We start from the raw sequence: 22,050 nt of genomic DNA on the forward strand, positions 1-22,050 counted from the left end.
TCTAATTACTTGCCGTTTTAACATACGTTTTGATCGTGTGGACCATATACTCCAGTTTATCGTCACCCATTCCCGGGTAAAGGCCGATCCAGAAACTGTCGTTCATGATCTTATCGGTATTCGGCAGATCCCCGACAACACGATAATCGACACCTTCAACCATACTGTCGAACATCGGATGGCGAAGCATGTTTCCTGCAAAGAGGTTTCGAGTTTGAATATTGGCATTTTCGAGATGTTCGACCAGCGCATTGCGGGAAAAATTTACCCCGTCTTTGAGCGTAATCATAAAGCCAAACCAGCTCGGATCACTGTTGGGAGTAGCAGTATTGAGAATCAGCTCATTGATTCCTCGCAACCCTTCATAAAGTTTAGTAAAATTTTCTTTCCGTTTTTCGACAAAACTAGGGAATTTTTCGAGCTGTGCTACACCGATGGCGGCTTGCATATCAGAGACTTTCAGATTGAACCCGAAATGAGAGTAGACATATTTGTGATCATATCCCTTCGGCAATGTCCCGAAACTCTGTGAAAAACGGCATCCGCAGGTGTTGTCTATTCCGCTTTCGCACCAGCAGTCACGTCCCCAGTCACGCATTGAAAGCATAATCTTTTTGAGAAGCGGGTTATCGGTGTAAGTCGCTCCGCCTTCTCCCATAGTCATATGATGCGGCGGATAGAAACTGCTCGTACCGATATCCCCCCATGTCCCTGTCGGTTTCCCTTCATAGACTGAGCCGAGTGCATCACAGTTATCTTCAATGAGCCAGAGATTATGCTTATCACAAAACTCTTTGACGGCACGTATATTAAAAGGATTTCCGAGCGTGTGGGCGATCATGACGGCTTTGGTTTTCGGACTCAACACTTTTTCAAGCTGCGTCGTATCGATATTGAAATGGGTCAGTTCCATATCGACGAAAACAGGAACCGCACCGTACTGAACGATCGGTGCGACCGTCGTCGGAAATCCGGCGGCAACAGTAATGACTTCATCTCCGCGTTTGACTTGACGATCGCCTAAAAGCGGTGATGTCAACGTATAAAAAGCAAGAAGGTTTGCAGAGCTTCCGCTGTTGACGAGAAAGGTCCATCGTACACCGAGATAGTCAGCCAGTTTTTTTTCAAATGTTTTGGAGTAGCTGCCGTAAGTAAGCCAGAAATCGAGCGAGCTATCGACAAGATTCATCATTTCATGTTCGTCAAAAACGCGTCCTGCATAATTGACTCTGCTTTTTCCGGCTTCAAAGGAAGCGTCTTGCATCGGTTTATGAACCAGCTCATAATACTCTTTGGTCTTAGCCAAAATTTCATTTTTCAGGACTTCTTGTTGTGTCATTCTTTCTCCTCGTGTTTGTTCCAAAATGTACTGCATAATTGCAAATAGGGGTCTGCTTCTATCTTTTTTCTGTCGATCTGGTCTAAAATGGATCGGTAATAGTTCCGCATCCGAATAATCGCTTCACGATGCGGTGTAAATTCAAACGCGCCGATCTCATCCATCAGCCTGTCGTTGAGGGAGGTATATTCGTTGTTCAAGCCCTCGTTGATTACTTTGATCTCGGAAGTAAAATCGCTTGTTTCATTGACCAGCTTGGCCAATGAGAGTAAATCGATTTTCATCCCCGTGGTTACATTGTATACTTTGTGACGGGTACTGTTTTTCAGAAAATAATCGACTATCTTTACCAGATCTTCGATATAAATATAATCGAAAAAAACATTCTTATTGATTGTTATCGGCAAATGTAAAAGATTCTTCACGATAGCATTCGAAATAAACTTGAACTCGTAGTTTTCAAATTCACCGTAACACCCGAATACCCGTAAGTTGAGATTATTATCACTTTTTTCAATGAATTTTGAACAAACCGATTTATAAAATCCGTATTCATCTAGAGGGAGTGCCCGATCCGCATCTTCTTCCTTCACATCAACAATACTCTTGTGTTTACCGTACTCAGCTCCGCTTCCGAAATGGATGATCTTTGAGACTTTATCGGAGTGCTTGACAATGTTAAAAAACATTCTCAGATTGTCATGAATAATATTTTCATTCCCGCTATCCCGTCCGCCACCGCGGTTGGCGCAGTTGATAATGATATCCGGTTGAATCATGCTGATATAGGTATCGACACTTGTTTCATCCATGAGATTCAACGTTTTGCTATCAGGGCTCAAGAGGCTATAACTGCTCTCATTCAGAAAATGTTCACGCAAATGTTTTCCGATAAAGCCATTCGCGCCGATGATCAGAATTTTCATTTAAGAATCCAGCGGCTTAATAATCATTTGCTCTGTAAATTCATCACGCTCCAAAAAGGGATACATATCTTCGATCGGCTTATTGACGATAAGCTTCGGCTCGACCGTTGTCATCGGTTCGGCCAATCGGATATCCAAAATTGCCGGTTCATCATCAGCCAGCATTTCTTCAATCTTTTGATAAATCTCTTCATTCGTCCGTGCAGTGCTGCTTGCGATGCCATAGGCATTTCCTATTTTTTCAAAATCGGGCACACTGTAGTCTTTCTTTGTCCCTACGTAGTTCTTGTCAAAATAAAGCTCTTGGAATTGCCGAACCATACCAAGGTTAGTATTGTTCATAATAAATATTTTGATCGGAAGATGGCGTCTTTTTATGATTTCAAGCTCTTGAATATTCATCTGAAATCCGCCGTCGCCGACGATAACAATTGATCGTTGTCCTGTTCCGAGCGTTGCACCGATGGCCGTCGGTAAGGCACAGCCCATCGCACCCATTCCGCCGGAGAACAATACTCTTTGCTCACCTTTGGTTTCTAACGATTGCGCGACCCACATCTGATGCTGTCCAACATCGACGCATATCGAATCGTGCGGGTTTAGGTGATGCGCTATTTTATGAATGATCTTATTCGGTATTTTCTCTTTTTGGTCGATTCCGACAATGGAGGAGTATTTTTCTTTATAGGAGAGCACTTTCTCTTGCCAATACGTAATATCATTGGTAAAGATATGTTGGCGAAGCGACTCAACAAAACTTTTGATATCCGAATGAATCAAAAGATCGGCTTTTATTTTGGATCCCAATTCATTTTTATCGATATCGACCTGAATAATTTTGGCTTCTCTCGCAAACGTCTTTAGATCTGTTCCCGTTTGGCGGGTATCCAGCCGGGAGCCTAAGACCAAGATCAAATCGGCATTTGCCAATGCCATATTTCCGTATCGGTTGCCATAGGCTCCGATAAGTCCAAGGTTGTAGGTATAATCATCTTTGATAAGATCTTTCCCCAAGAGCGAGTAAACGACCGGAAAGTTATTGGTATTCAATAAGCGGTTGAGTTCATCATCGGCATCCGATAGTCGTGCCCCGCCGCCGACCAAAACAATCGGACGTTTGGAGGCATTGATTATCTCAACGGCGGTGCGTATATTGTTTTTGATATCCGATTTTTCCAGATAAGTTTGGTATTCGGCACTCTCATAAAAAGAAGTTTGTTGATCAAGATCAAATTCCGATCGTTGGATATTCATAGGAATATCGATCAGCACCGGACCTTTTCTCCCTTCCTGAGAAAGAAAGTATCCTTTTTCAAGTTCATATCTTAGATTTGCTATATCATCTACCATAACGGCGTATTTTGTAATGGGTTTGATTATACTGACGATATCTGTTTCCTGAAACCCTATCTGCCGTACCGGCTGATCATACTTATACTCATAGGTATTCACTTGCCCCGTAATAAACAAGGTGGGGACCGAATCGAAAAAACAGCTTCCGATCGGCGTAATCAAATTGGTGGCACCCGGTCCGCTGGTTGCTGTTGCAACCCCGGTCTTTCCGGTCATTCGGGCATATCCTTCGGCTGCGAAACCTGCCCCTTGTTCGTGGATGGTATTGACGATCTCGATTTGCCCGTTTTTATCCAACGAATCGTAAAAATGGGCAACTGCACCGCCGATGTAGCCAAATACTTTATCAATGTTCTTTTCGACTAAAAACTGAACAATATAATCCGAAGCTTTCATAAACGTGTCCATTCCAAATTTTTCTTTTGTGCATCCGAAACGTATTGATTCAGATCAGCCGTTGTATCAACGCTCTGAGTGTTATAAAAGTTTTTATACCACAGAACCGTTTTTTCAAAGGTCTCCGCCGTGTCCCAGACATCTTTCCACTTCAAAAGAATATGAGCCTTGGAGCAATCAAGTTTGAGCAGATTGGCCTCATGAAGCTGATTCGGATCGCGATTGATCTCATAATCGATCGTGTCCCAATGTTTTTTGATATTCAGTACCACTTCTTCAACCGTGACACTTCCTTCGTCGCTTGGGCCGAAATTCCAGCCATCGGCAAATTCGGTTCTCTCTTCGAGCAGTTTTTGCCCGATCATAAGGTAGCCGGAGAGAGGCTCAAGAACATGCTGCCATGGACGGGTAGCTTTTGGATTTCGAATCGATACCTTGCGTCCCTGACTGACGGCAAGCATAATATCGGTCATAAGCCGATCCTGCGCCCAATCCCCTCCGCCGATCACATTTCCTGCTCGGCAGCTGGCCAGTAAAACCGTATGTGATTTTTTATACTCTTTGAGATTGAAATAAGAATTTCGATAGCTGTTCGCAACCAGTTCCGCACATCCTTTACTCGCGCTGTAGGGGTCATATCCCCCCATCGGATCGTTTTCCCGGTAACCCCAAACCCATTCTTTATTATCGTAACACTTATCGCTGGTAATATTGACAATAGCCTTTACCGAAGATGTTTTTCGGCATGCTTCAAATACTTTGAGTGTTCCGATCACATTGGTTTCAAACGTTTCGACAGGCTCATCGTAGGAGAGGCGGACAAGAGGTTGTGCCGCAAGGTGAAACACAATATCCGGCTGATGCACGGCAAATGTCTCATCCAGCTTATTTTGGTCCCGGATATCACCGATGACATTGGTTATCGGGAGATTAAGCAAACCGATATGATTAGGGTGCGTCGGAGCTTCAAGGGAATAACCGACGACATCGGCGCCCATCTGCGTAAGCCAATAGCTCAGCCAAGAGCCTTTAAACCCCGTATGCCCCGTTACAAGCACTTTTTTATTGTTATAAATACCGCCAAACAGGTTGCGCATTACCAAACTTTCCATGGGGCTTTTTGAGTTTCCCACAGTTTGTTCAGATCATTTTTATCTTTCAAACTGTCCATAGGCTTCCAAAAACCGCTGTGTTTATAGGTAAATATTTCACCTTCTTTTGCTAACGTTTGCAAAGGCTTTTGTTCAAATACGGTACCGTCACCCTCTAAAATATAATCAAAAACCTTTGGTTCACAGACAAAGAAACCGGCATTGATCCAGCCGCCGTCTCCTTTAGGTTTTTCAAGGAAATGGGTGACTTGATTGTTTTCTTCGATATTCAAAGCGCCGAAGCGGCCTTCAGGCTGTGCCGAGCTCATGGTCATTATTTTTCCGTGAGATTTATGGAATTGAACAAGTTCGGTAATATTGATATCACTCACACCATCGCCATACGTCAGCATAAACGGTTCATTCCCGATAAAACTCTGTGCCCGCTTTACGCGGCCGCCCGTCATCGTTTCAAGCCCAGTGTCTAAAAGTGTCACTTTCCAAGGCTCACTTGAATTATTCAAAACTTCCATTTTCCCGTTTTGCATATCAATCGTTACATCGCTTTGGTGAAGGAAATAATTTGCAAAATACTCTTTGATATAGTATCCCTTGTAACCAAGAAGGATAACAAAATCATTAAACCCGTAATGACTGTAAATTTTCATAATATGCCAAAGAATCGGCTTAGCACCAATTTCTACCATGGGTTTTGGTTTGAGATCCGTTTCTTCTGAGATACGTGTCCCGTATCCGCCTGCGAGAAGTACTACTTTCACTGTGTTCCTTTTTTCTTATAATGTAAATCCATCATCAATAATGATATTTTGTCCATTCACATACTGACTCATATCACTCAATAAATAAACTAAAGTCCCTTTGAGATCACTTTTATCCAGCATCCCTTTATTAAGACATTGCTTTTTATAACTTTCCAGAAAAAGTTCAGGCTGATGGTCGAAAATACCGCCCGGACTTAATGCATTAACACGGATATTCATCCCTTTAAAATATTTTGCCATATATTGGGTTAAACGAAGTAGTCCCGACTTTATGGCGGCATACTCGACCGGCATGGTCATAGGGGTATCTGCATAAATCTCAAATTTTGGAGCGGCAACACCATAGATAGATGATATGTTGACAATATTGCCATATCCTTGTGTCTGAAAATACCGTGCAAATTGTTGCGAAGTTAAAAAATATCCTCCGAGATTCAGACTGACATTTTCGGCAAAATCTTCATACTCAACATCAAAAAAATGTTTCCCGTAATTCTTGTTGCGGGGATATGCATTGTTGACCAAAGCATCAATCTTTCCATATTTTTGGTCCAGATAGGCTATGACATGCTGCAATGATTCTTTCGAAGTGATATCCACCTTTACAAAATCGATTTGCTGCGTATTCAACTCCTGGGACAAAGCTTCTTTAACTTTGTTTCCTATCTCTTCATTAATGTCCGCAATGATAGCGATACCGTTTTGTTCAATAACCGCATGGACAAACTCTTTGCCGATAAGCCCTGCACCGCCGGTAATAACGACTACTTTGTTTTTAAGCATCCTGTTTCCTCATCAAAAACTCTACAAATTCAAAATCAAGCTCCGAATCTATGTCGATCGAACGCTCTTCCGGCATCACATAAAGGCCTGTTTTTTCCAAAAAGATAGAATTCTCATTCAAAATGATGTCACGTTTCCAAATGTATATTGAGGCATTCATGTCATAGCTTTGGGGGGCATCTTGCCTTCGTACGACACTGCTGCTCAGTTTTTTGGACAGTGCTACTTTACCCGAGGCATCGACTTCTACCAAATTAAAATAAGGGCTTCGTCGTGAGGGCATCGCGGTGATAAGATTATCATTGTCATCTTTCAAAAACTGCTGATACGCACCAATAATGTCCTGAACACTTCGAAGCGGTGCCGTGGCATCCAGATCGACCAAATAATCAAACGACGTTTGATAATACTCTTCCGATCGCACAAAGGCATCTTTGATAACCTCTAATTTCCCGGCAGTATCGGATGCCATCTCTTCGGAGCGTTTGAAAAACACTTCCGCCCCATATTCCTGTGCCACGGTTGCGATAAGGTCGGAGTCGGTACTAATGACAATATGTTCAAACAAACCGGATTCTTTTGCCTGCTCAATGGTATATGCAATCAAAGGTTTCCCGTGAAGCAGTTTGATGTTCTTGTTTTTGACCCCTTTTGAGCCGCCTCTGGCACATATCGTACACAATACTTTAGCCATTGTTTTGCCCCTGAATCGTAGATATTGTTTTCATCACGTTTAAACCTTCAGCCAGCGTACACAGGTTCTCTTTATCCCCTAACGCTGAAAGGTGCATTTTCCGAAAAAGATCATTTCGATCAAAACTTTCGATTTCAATCATTTCAATACCGCCCTCTTTTGAGGCGATCTTCAATGAATTGCAGATTAAGTCTGCTTGTATTGTTTTGTCATTCGTATGGATCGTAATTTCTCGCATGGGAATTTTACTAATATAATCCAAAGAGATTGTAAAAGTCACCTGTTTTTCCGTCTTTCCCGCTGCACTGACAATATCATCCGAATCAATTTCCAAATCCGATATTTTGGATTGATAAGCAAAAATGGACTCAACGGATCCGAAAAGCCATTGCATATAATCGATTTCATGGCTTAAATCGAGTAATACGCCGCCGCCTTGTTCTTTAGAGGCGCTATAACTTTTGCGGTAATCTGTCCCGGGTCTCCAGGAGGGGAGATAAGAGCCGCATCGAATGTGTGCGGCTAGGAGTTCTTCCCCTTTTAACAGAAGGCGTATTTTTTGCAACAAAGGATGAAATCGTAAAACATACCCTACATATACGGAATTATTTTTAACGTCGATTTCTCGAAAGGTATCAAAAAGCGGTTTCTCGCACAAAATAATTTTATGGTTTGTATGGTTTTCCAAATACTCGATTTGCCCATAATGTTTATAGGTTTCAGACGCGATCACTATATAACCGTAACTCTCCAAATCCTCGACTTGTTCCATCGATCCGTACGTTCTCAATTCTGGCAGAGTCTGTGCGGTTACGACATCGATTTGTGTCACCGAATCAATCGCACTGAGCACTTCATAATGGCGCTTGCCGATCGATCCGTACCCGATCAACAGTACTTTCAACTAAATACTCCGTGATACTCGCTGTTGGCGCGCTCATATTCTTCCATCCGTCCGATATCGAGCCAATACTCGCGAATCGGAAAAGAGACCGTTTTTTTACTCTCTTGGATAAGTGCTTCGAACAATGTAGGCATATCATAGAATTGATCTTGGGGGATCATGGCAAGCGTTTCAGGGCTGAGCATATAGATTCCGGCACTGACGAAAAACTTATGCACCGGTTTTTCTTGGATCGAGAGGATACGGTTTCCCTCGAGATTGACTACCCCGTAGGGAACCTGAAAATCATACTCGCGTACACACATCGTCGCCATAGCGTTTTGCGCAGTGTGGTAGTCCAAAAGATGCTCAAAATTAATATTGGTAAGGAGATCTCCGTTCATGACGAAAAATGGCTCTTTCGGAGCCGAACGAAGCAGGCTCAGGGCTCCTGCCGTCCCCATGCGCTGTTCTTCCAAAACATATTCGATGTTTACCCCGAATCCGCTTCCGTCTCCGAAATAATCCTGAATGATATGCGATTTATAGTTTACACACATCACGATATTGACGAACCCGTATTCAGCAAATTTCTCGACAATGGTCTGAAGGATCGGTTTGTTTCCGACTTTCAGCATCGGTTTGGGGGTATCTTCAGTCAGCGGACGCAGTCTGCTCCCAAGGCCGCCTACCATTAAGACGACAGCATTCGGTTTAACGTGAGGCCGGACAAGTTCTTCGATCTCTTTGATCCCGATTACCCGGCGTTCATCATCCACAATCGGTATCTGGTGGAGCTTTTTCCCCAAGGCTTTTTGGAGGATTTCCTCTTTGGTATCGTGTAGAGTGGCGATAGTCGGCGTCTTAAAAATAACACTTTCGATACCGTCATCCAAGGTGAGATTATTCAATAACCCTCTGCGGATATCACCGTCGGTAAGCGTACCGATCAATCGGTCGTTTTCGTCCACAACGATAGCAATCTGCATTGCTCCGCTATCAATAATCTTAAGGGCTTCACGTATGGTTGCACGGGGTGTTATTTTAATACTGTCTACCGATTTCATGATATCGTTCCTAAATCGTAAAAAGATTTTTTGACCAGTTTTGAAAGATCTATTGTTTTAATAACATCCAAAATTTGCTTGCTTGCCATCCCCTCGCCATAAGGATTTTTGACATTTTCAAGAGTCCTTTGAAATTCATCGGAATACAATTTTTCAAAAGCTTCTTCTATGCTCTTTTGATCCGGTTGGCAATCGATAACGCTTTGCGCTTTCAGACGCCCGAGCTGTCGATCCCCGATATTGACGGTCCCTATTTTAAAACTTGGCGCTTCCAGTAAACCGCTGGAACTGTTCCCTGCTGCGGCATCCATAAATTGAAGAGCACTCAGATATCGCAACTGCCCCAAAGAGGTAAAAGCGATCGATTTGTCTTGGTTGTGCGCAACGTAATCATCAATCATCTGATTGATAATACGGCCGTCCGTGTCGCTGTTGGCTTTGGTAAAAATGATATGCGTATCTTTTTGTGTATCAAGCGCGTTCAGAAGCTCTTGAAACTGGTGTCCCGCGGTAGAGTTTTCCAACGTCACCGGATGAAAGGTGACCAGCACATTTTTCTCACCGAGTTTAAAATCAATGCTCTCTTCAAATCCTTCTTTGCCTAAGAGTTTGAGACGTTTGATATTTTCTATCCCCATCCCGCCGACATTGTAAACACGATCCGGATGCTCACCCAGCTGTATGACCCGACGACGGTACTCTTCGGCAGCGGTAAAGTGCAAATGGCTCATCTTGGTAATACTGTGGCGTATTGATTCGTCAAATGCCCCCTCTGTCGTTTCGCCTCCGTGCAAATGGGCGATCGGAATGCGTGCGATCATCGCCGCGCTGACGGCACTGAAGATTTCGTATCTATCACCTAAAACGACGACGATATCGGGCTTCAATTCATCATACGCTTCCGCAAAAGAGATCTGTGCCAATCCCATCGATTTTGAGATACCGACCGGTGTATCGCTGGAGAGGAGCATTTCGATTTTTTTAGTAATCACAAAATCTTTTTCGATCTCTTTGTAGGTCAGACCGAACTCAGGGCTGAGATGCATCCCCGTTACGATGATCTGCAGTTCTAAATCTAGATCCGCATCTATCTCTTTCATCAGCCAATAAAGAAGTCCGTATTCTGCCCGGGTTCCGGTAACGACGCATATTTTTTTCATATCAATTCATCTTCGCAATAATCTTTAAGGGCCGCAGTACCGACAACCTCATCAAATCGCATCGGGCTGATCCCGTTGCCGGGGCGTTTGATCGTCAGATTGATTTCGGTCAATATCTCCCCTTTTTGAATCGGTTGCGCCGCTACAATCGATTTTCGGGCAACACTCATATTTTTAGCTTCGCTCGGGCTTGGCTTTTTCACCCCGTTCCCCAGCGCTTTTTCAATATTGCGGATAGCACTCACCATCGCATAAAGTTCTTCCGGTTCCAGGCTCGCTTTGTGATCCGGTCCGTCCATCGTTTTGTCTAGCGTAAAATGTTTTTCGATGACGCTCGCTCCCATCGCCGCTGCCGCGATAGGCACTTCGATACCGTTAGTATGATCCGAATAGCCTGTTTGTATCCCAAAGGCTCCCGCTATGGTCTGCATCGCCCGAAGATTGACATCTTCGATAGGGCACGGATACTCTGTCGTCGCATGTAACACGGTGATCTGCTCTTTCGGCGTTCCCGATGCGATCAGAACATCCAGGGCATCTTCGATTTCACCCAAATCCGCCATGCCGGAAGAAAGGATCACCTCTTTACGAAGTGAGCCGATATGACGAAGATAGGGGAGATTGGTTATCTCTCCGCTGGGGATTTTAAAAATTTCCATCTTCAATTCATGGAGCAATTCAATACTCTCATGGTCAAACGGAGTGGATAAGAAGAGGATGTTTTTGGTTTTGCAATGGGCCATCAGTTCATGATGCGCTTCCGCATTCAGTTCCAGTTTTTTGATCATCTCATACTGCGTTTCGGCGGCATCGGTCGTCTGTTTCTGGTACTGAGCTTTTTGCGCCGTTTTGGAAACCAGTTTATCCGCTTTAAAAGTTTGGAATTTAACGGCATCGGCACCGGCATCAGCGGCAACATCTATCAGTGCTTTGGCCAACTCTAACGAACCGTTGTGATTGACTCCGGCTTCAGCGATGATAAATATACTCATTTGGCTATACTCCCCGCTTTGATAAACATTCTCTCCGCAAATACCGAATACTCTTTGGAAACGGCATTGCTTCCAAAAAAAGTCCCCTCACCGATATTCGTTCCCCCGTTCAGGACAGCGCCCGTAGAGATGTGGCAATGGTCTCCGATCCTGCAATCGTGTTCGATCAGAGCTTTTGAATTGATAATACAATTTTTCCCTATCCGGACTTCGGCATTAACAAGGGCATCATGCAGTATCACCGTCCCTTTGTCAACCGACGCGTGTTTCGAGACATAGGCTCTGGGAGATACGATTGTAGGCGTTTCGAAACCGATTGCGTTCAAATGATTAAAAAGTTTGATACGTAAATCGGGAGACTTGATCTGACCGACAGAAACGATCGCATATTTGTATTTTTGGAAAAGATCCTCTAGATCATCATCGCAGCCGATGATCTCGTACCCCAACACGTTTTGGCCGACAAATTTTTTTTGATCGACAATTCCGGCGATTTCAAAAGACCCTTCCATCTCAATCACATCTATAAGCGATTTGCAATGACCGCCGCCGCCGATTAAAATGATTTGCGGTTTCATAGCCGTACACTGCTCGGAATATTCACAACGCGTTCTTCCAGAAAAAGGGAATTTTCGAGATTACCGCACTGGCACTCTTTAAACATTTCCAGTTTGTTCATCAGTGCCCAGATCGGCCGGGTCATAACAGCGTTGCTGTTGGTATATTCCAAAAACGCGTCCCGTTCTCCGGCATCCTCCAAGAGAATGGCATTAAGCCAATAGTTGGATCTCGCATCCGCAGGTTCTTCGACAAATCGGATGTTTTGAGATGTAAAAAACTGTTTATATTCAGCAGCTAACATCCGTTTATTTTCTAAAAAACTTTCCAGCTGTTCCAGCTGAGCACAAAGAAGCGCCGCATTGAGATTCGGAAGACGGTAGTTGTAACCGATCTCATCGTGGACATATTCCCATTTATGAGGGACTTTAGCGGTAGTCGTGATATGTTTCGCCCGCTTGGCCAACGCTTCGTCATCGGTGACGATGACTCCGCCGCCACCGCTCGTGATGATCTTGTTCCCGTTAAAACTGAATGCCCCTACGCATCCGAATGTTCCGGTATGCTTTTCTTTGTAATAGCTTCCGAGAGACTCTGCCGCATCTTCAACCAAAGAAATATGCCATTTATCGCATATTGCTTTGATCTCATCGATCCGGCACGGATGCCCGAACGTATGCATCGGAACACACGCTTTTACTCTCTTTCCGGTTGAGCGGTTGAGACATTTTCCATCCGTCACGACACAATGTTTTTCCAAAAAGTCTCTTAGTGCTTTGGGGCTAAGACCCATGGTATCGAGATCAACGTCCAAAAAGATCGGCTTGGCCCCGATATAGCTGATTGCATTCGCCGTCGCGATAAAGGTAAGCGGCTGGGTGATCACCTCATCCTCGCCCTCTACCCCTGCCAAAATCAGAGAGATATGCAACGCAGCCGTGCCGTTAACCGTAGCGACAGCATATTTAGCTCCGACCATCCGGGCGAATTCCGCCTCAAACTGATCGACAAATTTCCCCACGCTCGAAACAAAGGTGGAATCAATGCATTCATTCAAATACTTTTTTTCATTACCGATAAACCGCGGTTCATGGAGAGGGATAAACGCTTCCGTTTTATAAAGGTTTTGGATAAATTTTACGGTATCCTGCAACATCTACATCTTCCCATCAAGATATTTTCCGGTCTCTTTATGGCCGAAATCGGGGATCATTTCAAAAAACAGCTCGACGATCTGATCTTTGCTCCACTTCCGCGCCGCTTTCATCCGATCGATCGTCTCGGTGAAATGCTGAAGTTTCGACTCATCATATACCGGTTCATTTTTGATGACACCGAGATTGTGGAACCGCTCCATATCCAGCGTTTCATTCTCCGTAAAAAACTCCTCAAAATCTTTTTCCCCCGTCGTATCGCTGGCGGTAAAAAGACATGGCCATTCTCCTTGATCGGGCAATGTGGCCGCTAAAGCTCTCGCTTCATCTTCGCTCTCGCACAAATAAGGTTTAAATCCAAGATTTTCCAAATATTTTACGGCGATATCGGCAAACGTGATCAAATGCAGCGCTTCACTGAGTTTTGGGAAAAAGATATCTCTATTTTCGCCGAAAATACAGGACATCAAACAGAGTTCACCGGATTCCTTCGGTGTGACGAAATAACGCTTGATATCATTAGGTGCGACGATAGGCTGGCGCTTTTGAATACGCTGATTAAACCCGTGGAGCAGTGATCCGTCACTGAAAGCTACGTTGGCAAAACGAGCCGTCGAGATCGAAATCTCACGGCTGCGGCGCATCAAGAACATTTCCATAATACGCTTGCTGGCTCCCATCATATTAACCGGATTTGCCGCTTTGTCGGTGGAGACGCAAAAGTATTTTTTCGTCCCTTTCCGGATCGATTGCTGCAGCGTCTTGTCGGTATTAAAAATATTGACGTCACACATCCGCATCAGCGTAAAAGGGTCTTTTTCACTGCGAACGTGCTTGAGCGCCGAAAGGTTCAAGACGTAATCGTATTCTCCGTCCGCTTCGATAAACGCATCGTATTCAATCGAACCGATATCCAGAGCGAAGGTTTGAAAATCTCCGTCGATGTAACCGTACGAACTTCGTATGTCCCGTACCAGTTCGACCATATTGTTTTCGCTGATATCGACAACATGCAGCTTTTTCGGATTGCGTTTGAATATCTCTTTGGTAACGGCCTGTCCGATCGATCCGGCTCCGCCGATCACTAAAAAAGTAGAAGAAGAGATGATTGCAGACAATTCTTTTTCGTGATGGTTGATATCGGATGCAAAAAGCTCTTTATCTCGGCCGATAAGCCCTAAGATATCATTCATTGCCGAACTCCAATGTAAAAATATTCCAATAAAATTCTAGGATTTAAATCATTTATCCGAAATTTAATCTTCGCTGTTTATTCATTTTATTCTATCCAAAGTTTGTTAAGTAAATGATATAATGATCGCTTTTTATTCGCTATTACCCAAGATTCAGGACCACCTTCATGAAATTTCGTTCCCGCTATACTCAAATTTATGCTGCACTTTTAGTAAGCTTTATTGCGATGATGATTCCCCGCCTAGCCTTGCTTGGAATGTACCCGGAAGATTTTTCCGACTTGACTCTTCTGGAACTTGTTCAATCCTTTTTAATGGGATTCCGCGTTGATATGATCACCCTTTTTACCTTTTTGTCTTTGTCCATTCTTCTACTCTCATTTCCGGTCAAATGGGTTCACAAACGTAAATTTCGTATCGGTATGGGATTTGTCTGGAGTACCTTTCTGAGTGTTATTCTGCTCATCTCTTTCAGTGATGTTTTGTATTTCGATTTTATTCATCGGCATATTTCCAATGAATTATTCGCCCTCTCCAATGACATGGATCTCATTACGGACATGGCCTTTGGTTCTTACCTTTACTACACTATTTCCGCCGCACTGTTCTTTTTGGGTTTAGCCCTCCTTTTTTACCGTATATTCAGTGCCCCGCTGGAACATGAAAAAATAAGCCGCAAAAGCTGGATCGGATTGCTCGTCATCATCTTGCTCTTATTTATCGGTATCCGTAATTCATTCAGCCATAAATCATTTGGGTTGTCTGATGCTTATGCCGTCAGTAAAGTGAGTTCCGGCAATCTTGCCTTAAACGGCTTTTTTTGTGTCTACCGTACGGTAAGCCGTAAGAAGGGAAGCGGACACAATCAGATGGATTTAAACGAATCCATCCCTATCGCAAAGACTCTTCTTGAGAGTAAAAACGCCCCTTTCGTGGACGAAAACGTTCCGCTTGCACGTGCTTTTAAAAATAACCCGAAACACCCTTATAATGTTGTCATCGTTCTCATGGAATCCTGGGGTGCCGAACATGTCGACGGTTTTACCCGATACAAAGAGCTGAATGTTACTCCGTATTTTAAAAAGCTGAGTAATGAAAGTCTGAAATTTACGAACTTCTATGCGAACGGCTACCGTTCCATCTACGGCATCACCTCTATTTTCACCGGGATTACACTCCCTTCCGGATTCCCCTATCTCGGAGACGGTCTTGAACTTTCCCGCCTAAGCTATCTTGGACAAATCGCTAAAGAAAATGGGTACCAAACCATTGCAATGCAGGGTGGAAACCGTCGTTCCTATCGAGTCGATGCCGTGAGTTATCTTGCCGGCTTCGACGAATATTACGGTGGTGAAGATATGCCCAATGTAGAAGAGGTAGAGCCGGGGAGACATCCGAATACCGGTACCTATGATTATAATTTATTTGATTTTTTACATCAAAAACTCAACGCCGCCAAAAAACCGTTTATCGGATTTGCCTTCAGTTCGACCAACCACAGCGATTTCCATCTTCCCTCTAAAAAATATGAGCGATACCCCCATGATTTGCGAAACTACAACGGTTCATTAAATGCATTCATATATGCCGACCATTCGATTGAACGGTTTATTGAAGGTGTCAAAAAAGAGCCTTGGTTTGATAATACAATCTTCATTTTTACTGCCGACCATGGTTCAGGAAATGCCCTTTGTCCTATCGGACAAGAATTGCGGCCGAATGACAAACCGCTGGCGTCCATTGACCATAATAGAATCCCGCTGATTATCTATGCTCCCAAGATCTTTAAACCGCAAGAAGTTAAGACCTTAGGCTCCCAAAACGATATTTTCCCAACCGTTCTGGACATATTAGGATTTAAACAACCCTATACCGTCATGGGGAACTCCTTGTTTGATACATCGGTCAAAAACCGTTTTGTCTATTTTTATGCCGGTGATTTGATCGGTTATATCGGGAAAGAAGGGTATATCAAATACAATTTTAAAACGATAGTCGAAAGCAATGCCACCCAAGAGGGAACACAAAAACTTCAAAAAGAGCTATTCGCCGTTGATGTGGCAGAGGCAAAACTTTTAGAAAAAAACAAGTGGGCACAATAAGCCCTCCTTGGATTTAATACTTATTTTTTCTGCTCCAAATTCATCTCATAGAGTTTGATATATTTATAAAAATTCGTCGCCATGTGTGAAAATGCGATGATAAGTCCTGCATAGCCGTCTAAAAAACCCCGTTTCAGAATATAGGTACGGAAGAAAGAGTAAAGCCCGTTAAAAAAGGCTTTGGCGGGAGAGGAAGATTTTTTGCCGACATTGTCCGTCGCAAAAAGGGTCGAATAGCGGTCAAGCTTCACAATAAAATCGGAAATGCTCATGTAGCTGTAATGCTTCATATTTCCCTCGATCGGCATTTTTTTCATCCCTTCATCCATGATATTTTCATGCACGAAGTTATCATTGAAACGGGTAACGGTTTTATTGTATAACCGACGGATTTTTTGATTATTCCATCCGCAATGGCGGATCGGTATCTCTTTGTAATAGGCGAGGAAATTGACGACATAGATTGTATGCGGATCGAAAGACTTCGTAGCAAGGGCACTAAGCAACTCGGCATCTACGACCTCGTCACTGTCGATAATGAGTATCCAATCGTGTTTGGCATACCCTGCCGCACGGTTTTTGGTTGTCCCGAACCCGTCAAACTCCCCCTCAATCAATCGAACGTTCTTAAATTCGCCCGCGATTGTTTGCGTTCCGTCCGTCGAACCGTTATCGTATACAATCACATCGTCAAACTCTTTCAGGCTCTCTAGCGATCGTTTGATCGTACGGGCCCCATTTTTAACAATCATCACTGCCGATACGTTCATCATTTCACCTTTACGAGTTTTATTATCGTTTTAAACCAAAAACCCAGTTGTTTGAGCGGTTTGAATAGTTCATCCGGAGTTTGCAGCGCATCCCCTTTGATCCGGTAAAGAAGCCCTCCGATACCATCCCACGATGGGTTGAACGCATTCCCGATCCGAAATACATACGGATAATGTTCTTTGGCCAGTTTAATCACGGCATCATTGTATTTTCCATACGGCAAAACAAACGATTCAACCCGATATCCGAGATTCTTTTCAAGGACTGCTTTAGAACCCAATATTTCTTCCTCCAGATCGACCCCGGCTTCGCTCAGATTCACATGATTCATAGAGTGTGAAGCGACCGTAACATGTTTACTTTGAATCATCTCCCGCAATTCGGTATATGTACAAAACGGAGCAAAGGAGAGATAGTTCTCTTGTTGATATATTTCATGATGTTTGAGGGATAAGCGACGTTCAGAAGGCAAATCGGTATCCTCTACTATATAGGCAGACGGAACGGCAAGGACAGCTTTTAAATGGTATTTTTTGAGCAGAGGGAAAACGTAATGGTAAAAATCGTAGTACCCGTCATCAAAGGTTAAGCAAATTGACTTTCCGGTGAGTTCATCACCTGGAAATACCGTGGTAAAACGTTCGGATATAAGTTTCAAATGGGCTTCCATCATCCCATCAGTATTGGATAATGGCAAATCATCGCTATTAATATGATGGTACATTATGGCTGGAAGCATTCACATCCTCTTGAAGTGTTTCAGGAATAATAAAGTATCATATCATACCCTCACTTACTCAAAGGTCAATATGCATTTTCAATATGAGTCTCCATCACAATATGCCTATTTACAAGCGACATGTGAACATATTCAATCCATTTTTTCTCATGATGATCACTCCATCCACAAAGCGCGCAACGAACTAAAAATCATAGAGTTGGAAGGGATCAAAACGGTTGTGAAATCGTTTAAAATTCCTCATTTGCTCAACCGGATCGTCTATACTTTTCTTCGCGAAGGAAAAGCCCATAAATCGTATCATAATGCCCTGCGTCTTCTAGAGCTGAACATTTCAACCCCTCAACCGATCGCCCTCATCGAATTTTTCTCCTCCGGATTACTGAAAGAGAGTTTTTTTATCAGCGAATATTTCGAATACGACTTTACCATCCGGACTCCCCTGCTCGAACCCCTGGAAGAGCGTGAAGCCATATTCACCGCTTTTGCCGCCTATACCTATGATCTCCACCAAAAAGGGGTATGGCATCTGGACTATTCCCCGGGCAACATCCTGATCAAGCGGACGGATGAGGGATATCAGTTTTCAATCGTCGATATCAATCGAATGGAGTTTCGTCCGATCACCCCTCTGGAAGGGTGCGAGAATTTTAATAAACTTTGGGCGAGTGATGAAGAACTGGAAATTATGGGACGGGAATACGCCCGTTTGAGCGGATTAAATGAGACGGTAGCCATTGAAGAGATGAAACGTCACAATGATGCAAACAAACAGATAAAAAATTTCAAGAAAAAACTCAAACGGATACTGAAAGGCGATTTTTCAGCTCTCTCTTAACCCGTTCAAACATCTCTGCTCTCCCCGAAGCATCCAGCGGAATCATAAAATGGCGCTGTTTCTCACCGATACTTTTCCATCGCGCCGAAGAGGCGAAGAGGGTATCGGCGAAAAAGGTAAACGTTTCGCATCCCACCGCACTCGCAAGATGATAGGTCCCCGTAGAGGTACTAATAAACAGTTTAAAACTGCTCAAAAGTTTGGCAAAGTCGACCACACTCGCCTGCGAACGGTACAAAATCACCCGACTCTCCCCTAAAAGGTCTTTCGCTTCTTCATAAAGTTTTCCTTCATCGGGACCGAACGTCATGACGACATCGATTTGTTCCACCGCCTCCGCAATCCGAACCAGCTCAATATATTCGCGGAGTGTCCAATTCGCATCCGATGAGCCTCCGAAACCCGGATGAAATGCCACGACCGGTTTCGTAATCCCAAATTCAGTGCAAAATTCTGCATAAGCTTTCGCACTCTCTTCAAAATGCAGCAGCGGCTTCGGAAAATCGAGGCTGATCTCCGGAAAAAGAGCTTTGGCCAGTTCCAGGTTGTACTCATACTCCGCCATCTTCACTTCGCTGCGCCGCTGCTTGATTCGGCGGTTATAAAAAATTTGGGCAATTTTGGTCGCAGGGGCGATACGGAGCGCAATTTTGGCAACCCACTGTGCGATTGCCACACGGGTATTGGAAAAGAGGGTGATGGAAGTGTCAATATGGGCTTGTTTGATTTTATAGGCAAGCTCTAAAATATCTGCCCCCTCATCGACGATCACCTCATCGATAAAATCACACGCTTCGGCAAGACGGCGGTTCAAGGGAGCGACCAGGGCAACGATGCGATTTGAAGGATCATGGTGTTTGAGAACATACAAGGTCGGCAAAGCGGTAATGAAATCTCCGAGTTTATCGTTACGTACTACCAGTATATTCATTGCCAACCCTTGTGTATCATTGGAATGATTTTACCCAGTTTACGTTGATAAAACGATACAATACGCCCATGAAAGAACCATTTGCCTGGGATCATTATTCCGATCAGCCTGCCATCATACGTGACCGTGCGCTAAAGCGTAAAATGCGCCGTTCCGCACTCCCCTCACTCATCAAAACATTTTTGATCGGACTCCTAACCCTGCCGATAGCGGTATTTGCCATCCCTTTTTTGCAGCGTCGCGACATCAAAGGAGAGGAGTTTTTCGGTATGGGGGTCAATCTCGACAAAGAACCCCATGTCACCCCCTATCTCCTCAATGAATTGGGGGTTCAAAAACTCCTGATCCGCATTCCTCTGTGGGAGATTGAACAATTAGACAAGTATGTCACCTTTATCCGAAGCTTCGAGGGAAAACAGATCACCGTTGCCCTTTTGCAAGACCGTGAGCATATCATGAGTGCCTCCATGAGCCGTGACCATTTCATCCAGATTTTTGAAGCACTTGAAGGAGTGTGTCATACCTTTATCATCGGAAGTACGATCAACCGCGCCAAATGGGGATTCTTCAGTGTCAACGAATATCTCGATTTTTACAGCATTGCGTATGATCTCAAATGTGAGCGCTTTCCTCATCTGAAACTCATCGGCTCTCAGGTCATCGATTTTGAGTACCATTTTAGTGCGCACACCCTCTTCAATCTCAAAAAAATCCGATACGATGCGCTTGGAAGTCTCCTCTATGTCGATCGCCGCGGTGCACCGGAAAATACCCAGCTGGGGTTCAACCTCGTGGAAAAAATCCGCCTTCTTGCCGTATTGGCCCAGATGTCTTCCAAAACCGGCGGTGAGGTGATCATCACCGAAACCAACTGGCCGATCCAAAATACCGCCCCTTATGCCCCGACCAGTGAAACCGAGTGTGTAGACGAAGAGACGTATGCCTCCTTTATGGTCCGTTATCATCTCCTCGCTTTTGCTTCCCAACACGCCGCATGTGTCTACTGGCATCAGCTGATTGCCCCCGGATACGGCCTTGTCGATAACCGTGAGGGAACGCTGCGCAAGCGGAGTGCCTTTAATGCTTATCAGACGATGTTCCGCCATTTAAGCGATGCGGAATTTATCGGATACGGAGAGAAAAGAGGACGCCATACCTTCCTAGCCAAAACTCCTCGGGGATTATTGCACGTCGAATGGCTGATATCCGGAACGCTGGAAGTTCCGCTTGCGCATAGCGTCGAGGGAACCTTTCGCGACGGTGAAGCATTCACGGCCGATACCCTTACCCTCTCACCTTCCCCGATCTATTACTTCACCTCCTTGGACGACCTATGAACCTTCTGATCATACTTCCCAACTGGCTCGGCGATGCGGTGATGGCGACACCCGCTATCGAAGCGCTGTGCCGTGTCTACCCGCACGCCAAACTAACGATAGTCGGCTCATATGTGAGCTGTGAAGCGCTCAAACATCATCCCCAATGCGTCCGTTCCTATATTGATGAGACCAAAAAAGGGGGAAATCGCTTCCTCAATACCTACCGGTTTGCTCAAGAGCTCGGACGCCATGATATGGCGATCACCTTTCGTAATCAGCTCCACTCCTCGCTGTTGTTACGGTTCACCCAAACTCCGATCACGGCAGGACGTAAAAGCTGGCATTCATGCAGATTGCTGACCCATTGCATCAAGCCCTCACATCCCTCCCACCTGGTAGAACAATATCTTGATATCGCCCAATCCCTGACACAGGAGCCGCTGAGTATCGGCCATCTCAAACTTTATCTCCCGCCGCATCGCTATTTGCGTCCGACCTTGGGGATCAATCCGGGGGCTACTTATGGAAGTGCCAAACGATGGTATCCTGAAAAATTTGCCGAAGTGGCTCGCGCTTATGCCGACCGATATGACATCATCCTCTTCGGCGGCCCCAACGAAGTGGGAATGGCAAACGATATCGAGTCACGCCTAAAGGGGATCAATATCACCAATCTGGCCGGACGAACCTCAATCCAGGAACTATGCAGTTTTATCGGCGGTTTGAATCTCTTTATCACAAACGACAGCGGCCCCATGCACGTTGCGGCAGCCTATCAGGTTCCGACCGTAGCCATTTTCGGCCCGACACGCCATCTGGAAACATCCCAGTGGATGAATGAAAAAAGTGTTATTGTACGTCACGATATGGAGTGTGCACCCTGTATGAAGCGCGAATGCCCGCTCGGACATCATGAGTGTATGAAGAGCATCGAAGCACAAGAAGTTATTGAAGCAATAAAAACACTGATAGAATAGAT

General features: G+C 44.4%; 21 protein-coding genes. 4 read left to right on the plus strand and 17 right to left on the minus strand.

Features of this window, described 5'->3' with window-relative positions; all coding sequences use genetic code 11:
• Position 1: 1 nt before the first annotated feature.
• Genes rfbH through WAO38_RS02720 form a run of 14 tightly spaced genes read right to left on the minus strand, consistent with a single transcriptional unit; the run spans position 2 to position 14,371 of the window.
• Positions 2–1,339, minus strand: coding sequence for a lipopolysaccharide biosynthesis protein RfbH (gene rfbH / locus WAO38_RS02655; RefSeq protein WP_422234083.1), 1,338 nt, complete (start codon positions 1,337–1,339; stop codon positions 2–4).
• Positions 1,336–2,265, minus strand: a complete 930-nt coding sequence (locus WAO38_RS02660; protein ID WP_422234084.1) for an NAD-dependent epimerase/dehydratase family protein — start codon at positions 2,263–2,265, stop codon at positions 1,336–1,338. The genes rfbH and WAO38_RS02660 overlap by 4 nt, the downstream gene beginning before the upstream one ends.
• The gene (locus WAO38_RS02665) at positions 2,266–4,026 is read right to left on the minus strand and encodes a thiamine pyrophosphate-binding protein (RefSeq protein WP_422234086.1); all 1,761 of its coding nucleotides are present in this window, start codon (positions 4,024–4,026) and stop codon (positions 2,266–2,268) included.
• Entirely contained in the window at positions 4,011–5,126 is a 1,116-nt protein-coding gene (gene rfbG, locus WAO38_RS02670) for a CDP-glucose 4,6-dehydratase (RefSeq protein WP_422234088.1), read from the minus strand. Before rfbG ends, WAO38_RS02665 begins: the two co-directional genes overlap by 16 nt.
• Complete coding sequence (gene rfbF / locus WAO38_RS02675; protein WP_422234090.1) at positions 5,111–5,884, minus strand: glucose-1-phosphate cytidylyltransferase; 774 nt, start codon at positions 5,882–5,884, stop codon at positions 5,111–5,113. Before rfbF ends, rfbG begins: the two co-directional genes overlap by 16 nt.
• A 15-nt stretch (positions 5,885–5,899) precedes the next feature.
• Positions 5,900–6,670, minus strand: a complete 771-nt coding sequence (locus tag WAO38_RS02680; protein ID WP_422234093.1) for an oxidoreductase — start codon at positions 6,668–6,670, stop codon at positions 5,900–5,902.
• Complete coding sequence (locus WAO38_RS02685; RefSeq protein ID WP_422234095.1) at positions 6,663–7,364, minus strand: cytidylyltransferase domain-containing protein; 702 nt, start codon at positions 7,362–7,364, stop codon at positions 6,663–6,665. The genes WAO38_RS02680 and WAO38_RS02685 overlap by 8 nt, the downstream gene beginning before the upstream one ends.
• A complete protein-coding gene (locus tag WAO38_RS02690; RefSeq protein WP_422234097.1) occupies positions 7,357–8,268 on the minus strand; it encodes a Gfo/Idh/MocA family protein in 912 nt (303 codons plus the stop codon). Before WAO38_RS02690 ends, WAO38_RS02685 begins: the two co-directional genes overlap by 8 nt.
• On the minus strand, positions 8,265–9,314 hold the full coding sequence (locus tag WAO38_RS02695; RefSeq protein WP_422234099.1) for a nucleotidyltransferase family protein: 1,050 nt from the start codon (positions 9,312–9,314) through the stop codon (positions 8,265–8,267). Before WAO38_RS02695 ends, WAO38_RS02690 begins: the two co-directional genes overlap by 4 nt.
• A complete protein-coding gene (neuC, locus tag WAO38_RS02700; RefSeq protein ID WP_422234101.1) occupies positions 9,311–10,474 on the minus strand; it encodes a UDP-N-acetylglucosamine 2-epimerase in 1,164 nt (387 codons plus the stop codon). Before neuC ends, WAO38_RS02695 begins: the two co-directional genes overlap by 4 nt.
• Positions 10,471–11,466 (minus strand): N-acetylneuraminate synthase, encoded by a 996-nt coding sequence (gene neuB, locus WAO38_RS02705; protein ID WP_422234103.1) that lies wholly within the window; start codon positions 11,464–11,466, stop codon positions 10,471–10,473. Before neuB ends, neuC begins: the two co-directional genes overlap by 4 nt.
• Positions 11,463–12,044 carry a NeuD/PglB/VioB family sugar acetyltransferase gene (locus tag WAO38_RS02710; RefSeq protein WP_422234104.1) on the minus strand — a complete coding sequence of 194 codons (582 nt, stop codon included), beginning with the start codon at positions 12,042–12,044 and terminating at the stop codon, positions 11,463–11,465. The genes neuB and WAO38_RS02710 overlap by 4 nt, the downstream gene beginning before the upstream one ends.
• Complete coding sequence (locus WAO38_RS02715; RefSeq protein WP_422234106.1) at positions 12,041–13,180, minus strand: LegC family aminotransferase; 1,140 nt, start codon at positions 13,178–13,180, stop codon at positions 12,041–12,043. The genes WAO38_RS02710 and WAO38_RS02715 overlap by 4 nt, the downstream gene beginning before the upstream one ends.
• Positions 13,181–14,371 carry a UDP-N-acetylglucosamine 4,6-dehydratase gene (locus tag WAO38_RS02720; RefSeq protein ID WP_422234107.1) on the minus strand — a complete coding sequence of 397 codons (1,191 nt, stop codon included), beginning with the start codon at positions 14,369–14,371 and terminating at the stop codon, positions 13,181–13,183.
• A 167-nt stretch (positions 14,372–14,538) separates the two neighbouring features.
• Between WAO38_RS02720 and WAO38_RS02725 the strand changes: the two genes are divergently transcribed.
• The gene (locus tag WAO38_RS02725) at positions 14,539–16,473 is read left to right on the plus strand and encodes an LTA synthase family protein (protein ID WP_422234109.1); all 1,935 of its coding nucleotides are present in this window, start codon (positions 14,539–14,541) and stop codon (positions 16,471–16,473) included.
• 20 nt (positions 16,474–16,493) lie between these two features.
• Here the strand turns inward: WAO38_RS02725 and WAO38_RS02730 are convergent, their stop codons facing one another.
• Both WAO38_RS02730 and WAO38_RS02735 read right to left on the minus strand, forming a co-directional pair.
• A complete protein-coding gene (locus tag WAO38_RS02730; protein WP_422234111.1) occupies positions 16,494–17,243 on the minus strand; it encodes a glycosyltransferase family 2 protein in 750 nt (249 codons plus the stop codon).
• Positions 17,243–17,983 (minus strand): polysaccharide deacetylase family protein, encoded by a 741-nt coding sequence (locus WAO38_RS02735; protein ID WP_422234113.1) that lies wholly within the window; start codon positions 17,981–17,983, stop codon positions 17,243–17,245. The genes WAO38_RS02730 and WAO38_RS02735 overlap by 1 nt, the downstream gene beginning before the upstream one ends.
• Positions 17,984–18,053: 70 nt before the next feature.
• Between WAO38_RS02735 and WAO38_RS02740 the strand changes: the two genes are divergently transcribed.
• Positions 18,054–18,821 (plus strand): lipopolysaccharide kinase InaA family protein, encoded by a 768-nt coding sequence (locus tag WAO38_RS02740; RefSeq protein WP_422234115.1) that lies wholly within the window; start codon positions 18,054–18,056, stop codon positions 18,819–18,821.
• On the opposite strand, the gene WAO38_RS02745 is transcribed toward WAO38_RS02740, so the two are convergent.
• Entirely contained in the window at positions 18,781–19,752 is a 972-nt protein-coding gene (locus WAO38_RS02745; protein ID WP_422234116.1) for a glycosyltransferase family 9 protein, read from the minus strand. The genes WAO38_RS02740 and WAO38_RS02745 overlap by 41 nt on opposite strands.
• A 68-nt stretch (positions 19,753–19,820) precedes the next feature.
• Between WAO38_RS02745 and WAO38_RS02750 the strand changes: the two genes are divergently transcribed.
• On the plus strand, positions 19,821–21,089 hold the full coding sequence (locus WAO38_RS02750) for a glycosyl hydrolase (RefSeq protein WP_422234118.1): 1,269 nt from the start codon (positions 19,821–19,823) through the stop codon (positions 21,087–21,089).
• Positions 21,086–22,048 carry a lipopolysaccharide heptosyltransferase II gene (gene waaF, locus WAO38_RS02755; RefSeq protein ID WP_422234120.1) on the plus strand — a complete coding sequence of 321 codons (963 nt, stop codon included), beginning with the start codon at positions 21,086–21,088 and terminating at the stop codon, positions 22,046–22,048. The genes WAO38_RS02750 and waaF overlap by 4 nt, the downstream gene beginning before the upstream one ends.
• Positions 22,049–22,050: the final 2 nt, after the last annotated feature.

This window comes from Sulfuricurvum sp., from assembly GCF_049277495.1.
In the GTDB taxonomy this organism is placed as follows: domain Bacteria; phylum Campylobacterota; class Campylobacteria; order Campylobacterales; family Sulfurimonadaceae; genus Sulfuricurvum.

What these genes read in the sequence shown, in the direction of transcription:
- rfbH (WP_422234083.1), bottom strand. Translation starts at nt 1,339, where the DNA reads ATGACACAACAAGAAGTCCTGAAAAATGAAATTTTGGCTAAGACCAAA.
- WAO38_RS02660 (WP_422234084.1), bottom strand. Translation starts at nt 2,265, where the DNA reads ATGAAAATTCTGATCATCGGCGCGAATGGCTTTATCGGAAAACATTTG.
- WAO38_RS02665 (WP_422234086.1), bottom strand. Translation starts at nt 4,026, where the DNA reads ATGGACACGTTTATGAAAGCTTCGGATTATATTGTTCAGTTTTTAGTC.
- rfbG (WP_422234088.1), bottom strand. Translation starts at nt 5,126, where the DNA reads ATGGAAAGTTTGGTAATGCGCAACCTGTTTGGCGGTATTTATAACAAT.
- WAO38_RS02680 (WP_422234093.1), bottom strand. Translation starts at nt 6,670, where the DNA reads ATGCTTAAAAACAAAGTAGTCGTTATTACCGGCGGTGCAGGGCTTATC.
- WAO38_RS02685 (WP_422234095.1), bottom strand. Translation starts at nt 7,364, where the DNA reads ATGGCTAAAGTATTGTGTACGATATGTGCCAGAGGCGGCTCAAAAGGG.
- WAO38_RS02695 (WP_422234099.1), bottom strand. Translation starts at nt 9,314, where the DNA reads ATGAAATCGGTAGACAGTATTAAAATAACACCCCGTGCAACCATACGT.
- neuC (WP_422234101.1), bottom strand. Translation starts at nt 10,474, where the DNA reads ATGAAAAAAATATGCGTCGTTACCGGAACCCGGGCAGAATACGGACTT.
- neuB (WP_422234103.1), bottom strand. Translation starts at nt 11,466, where the DNA reads ATGAGTATATTTATCATCGCTGAAGCCGGAGTCAATCACAACGGTTCG.
- WAO38_RS02710 (WP_422234104.1), bottom strand. Translation starts at nt 12,044, where the DNA reads ATGAAACCGCAAATCATTTTAATCGGCGGCGGCGGTCATTGCAAATCG.
- WAO38_RS02715 (WP_422234106.1), bottom strand. Translation starts at nt 13,180, where the DNA reads ATGTTGCAGGATACCGTAAAATTTATCCAAAACCTTTATAAAACGGAA.
- WAO38_RS02720 (WP_422234107.1), bottom strand. Translation starts at nt 14,371, where the DNA reads ATGAATGATATCTTAGGGCTTATCGGCCGAGATAAAGAGCTTTTTGCA.
- WAO38_RS02725 (WP_422234109.1), top strand. Translation starts at nt 14,539, where the DNA reads ATGAAATTTCGTTCCCGCTATACTCAAATTTATGCTGCACTTTTAGTA.
- WAO38_RS02730 (WP_422234111.1), bottom strand. Translation starts at nt 17,243, where the DNA reads ATGAACGTATCGGCAGTGATGATTGTTAAAAATGGGGCCCGTACGATC.
- WAO38_RS02735 (WP_422234113.1), bottom strand. Translation starts at nt 17,983, where the DNA reads ATGCTTCCAGCCATAATGTACCATCATATTAATAGCGATGATTTGCCA.
- WAO38_RS02740 (WP_422234115.1), top strand. Translation starts at nt 18,054, where the DNA reads ATGCATTTTCAATATGAGTCTCCATCACAATATGCCTATTTACAAGCG.
- WAO38_RS02745 (WP_422234116.1), bottom strand. Translation starts at nt 19,752, where the DNA reads ATGAATATACTGGTAGTACGTAACGATAAACTCGGAGATTTCATTACC.
- WAO38_RS02750 (WP_422234118.1), top strand. Translation starts at nt 19,821, where the DNA reads ATGAAAGAACCATTTGCCTGGGATCATTATTCCGATCAGCCTGCCATC.
- waaF (WP_422234120.1), top strand. Translation starts at nt 21,086, where the DNA reads ATGAACCTTCTGATCATACTTCCCAACTGGCTCGGCGATGCGGTGATG.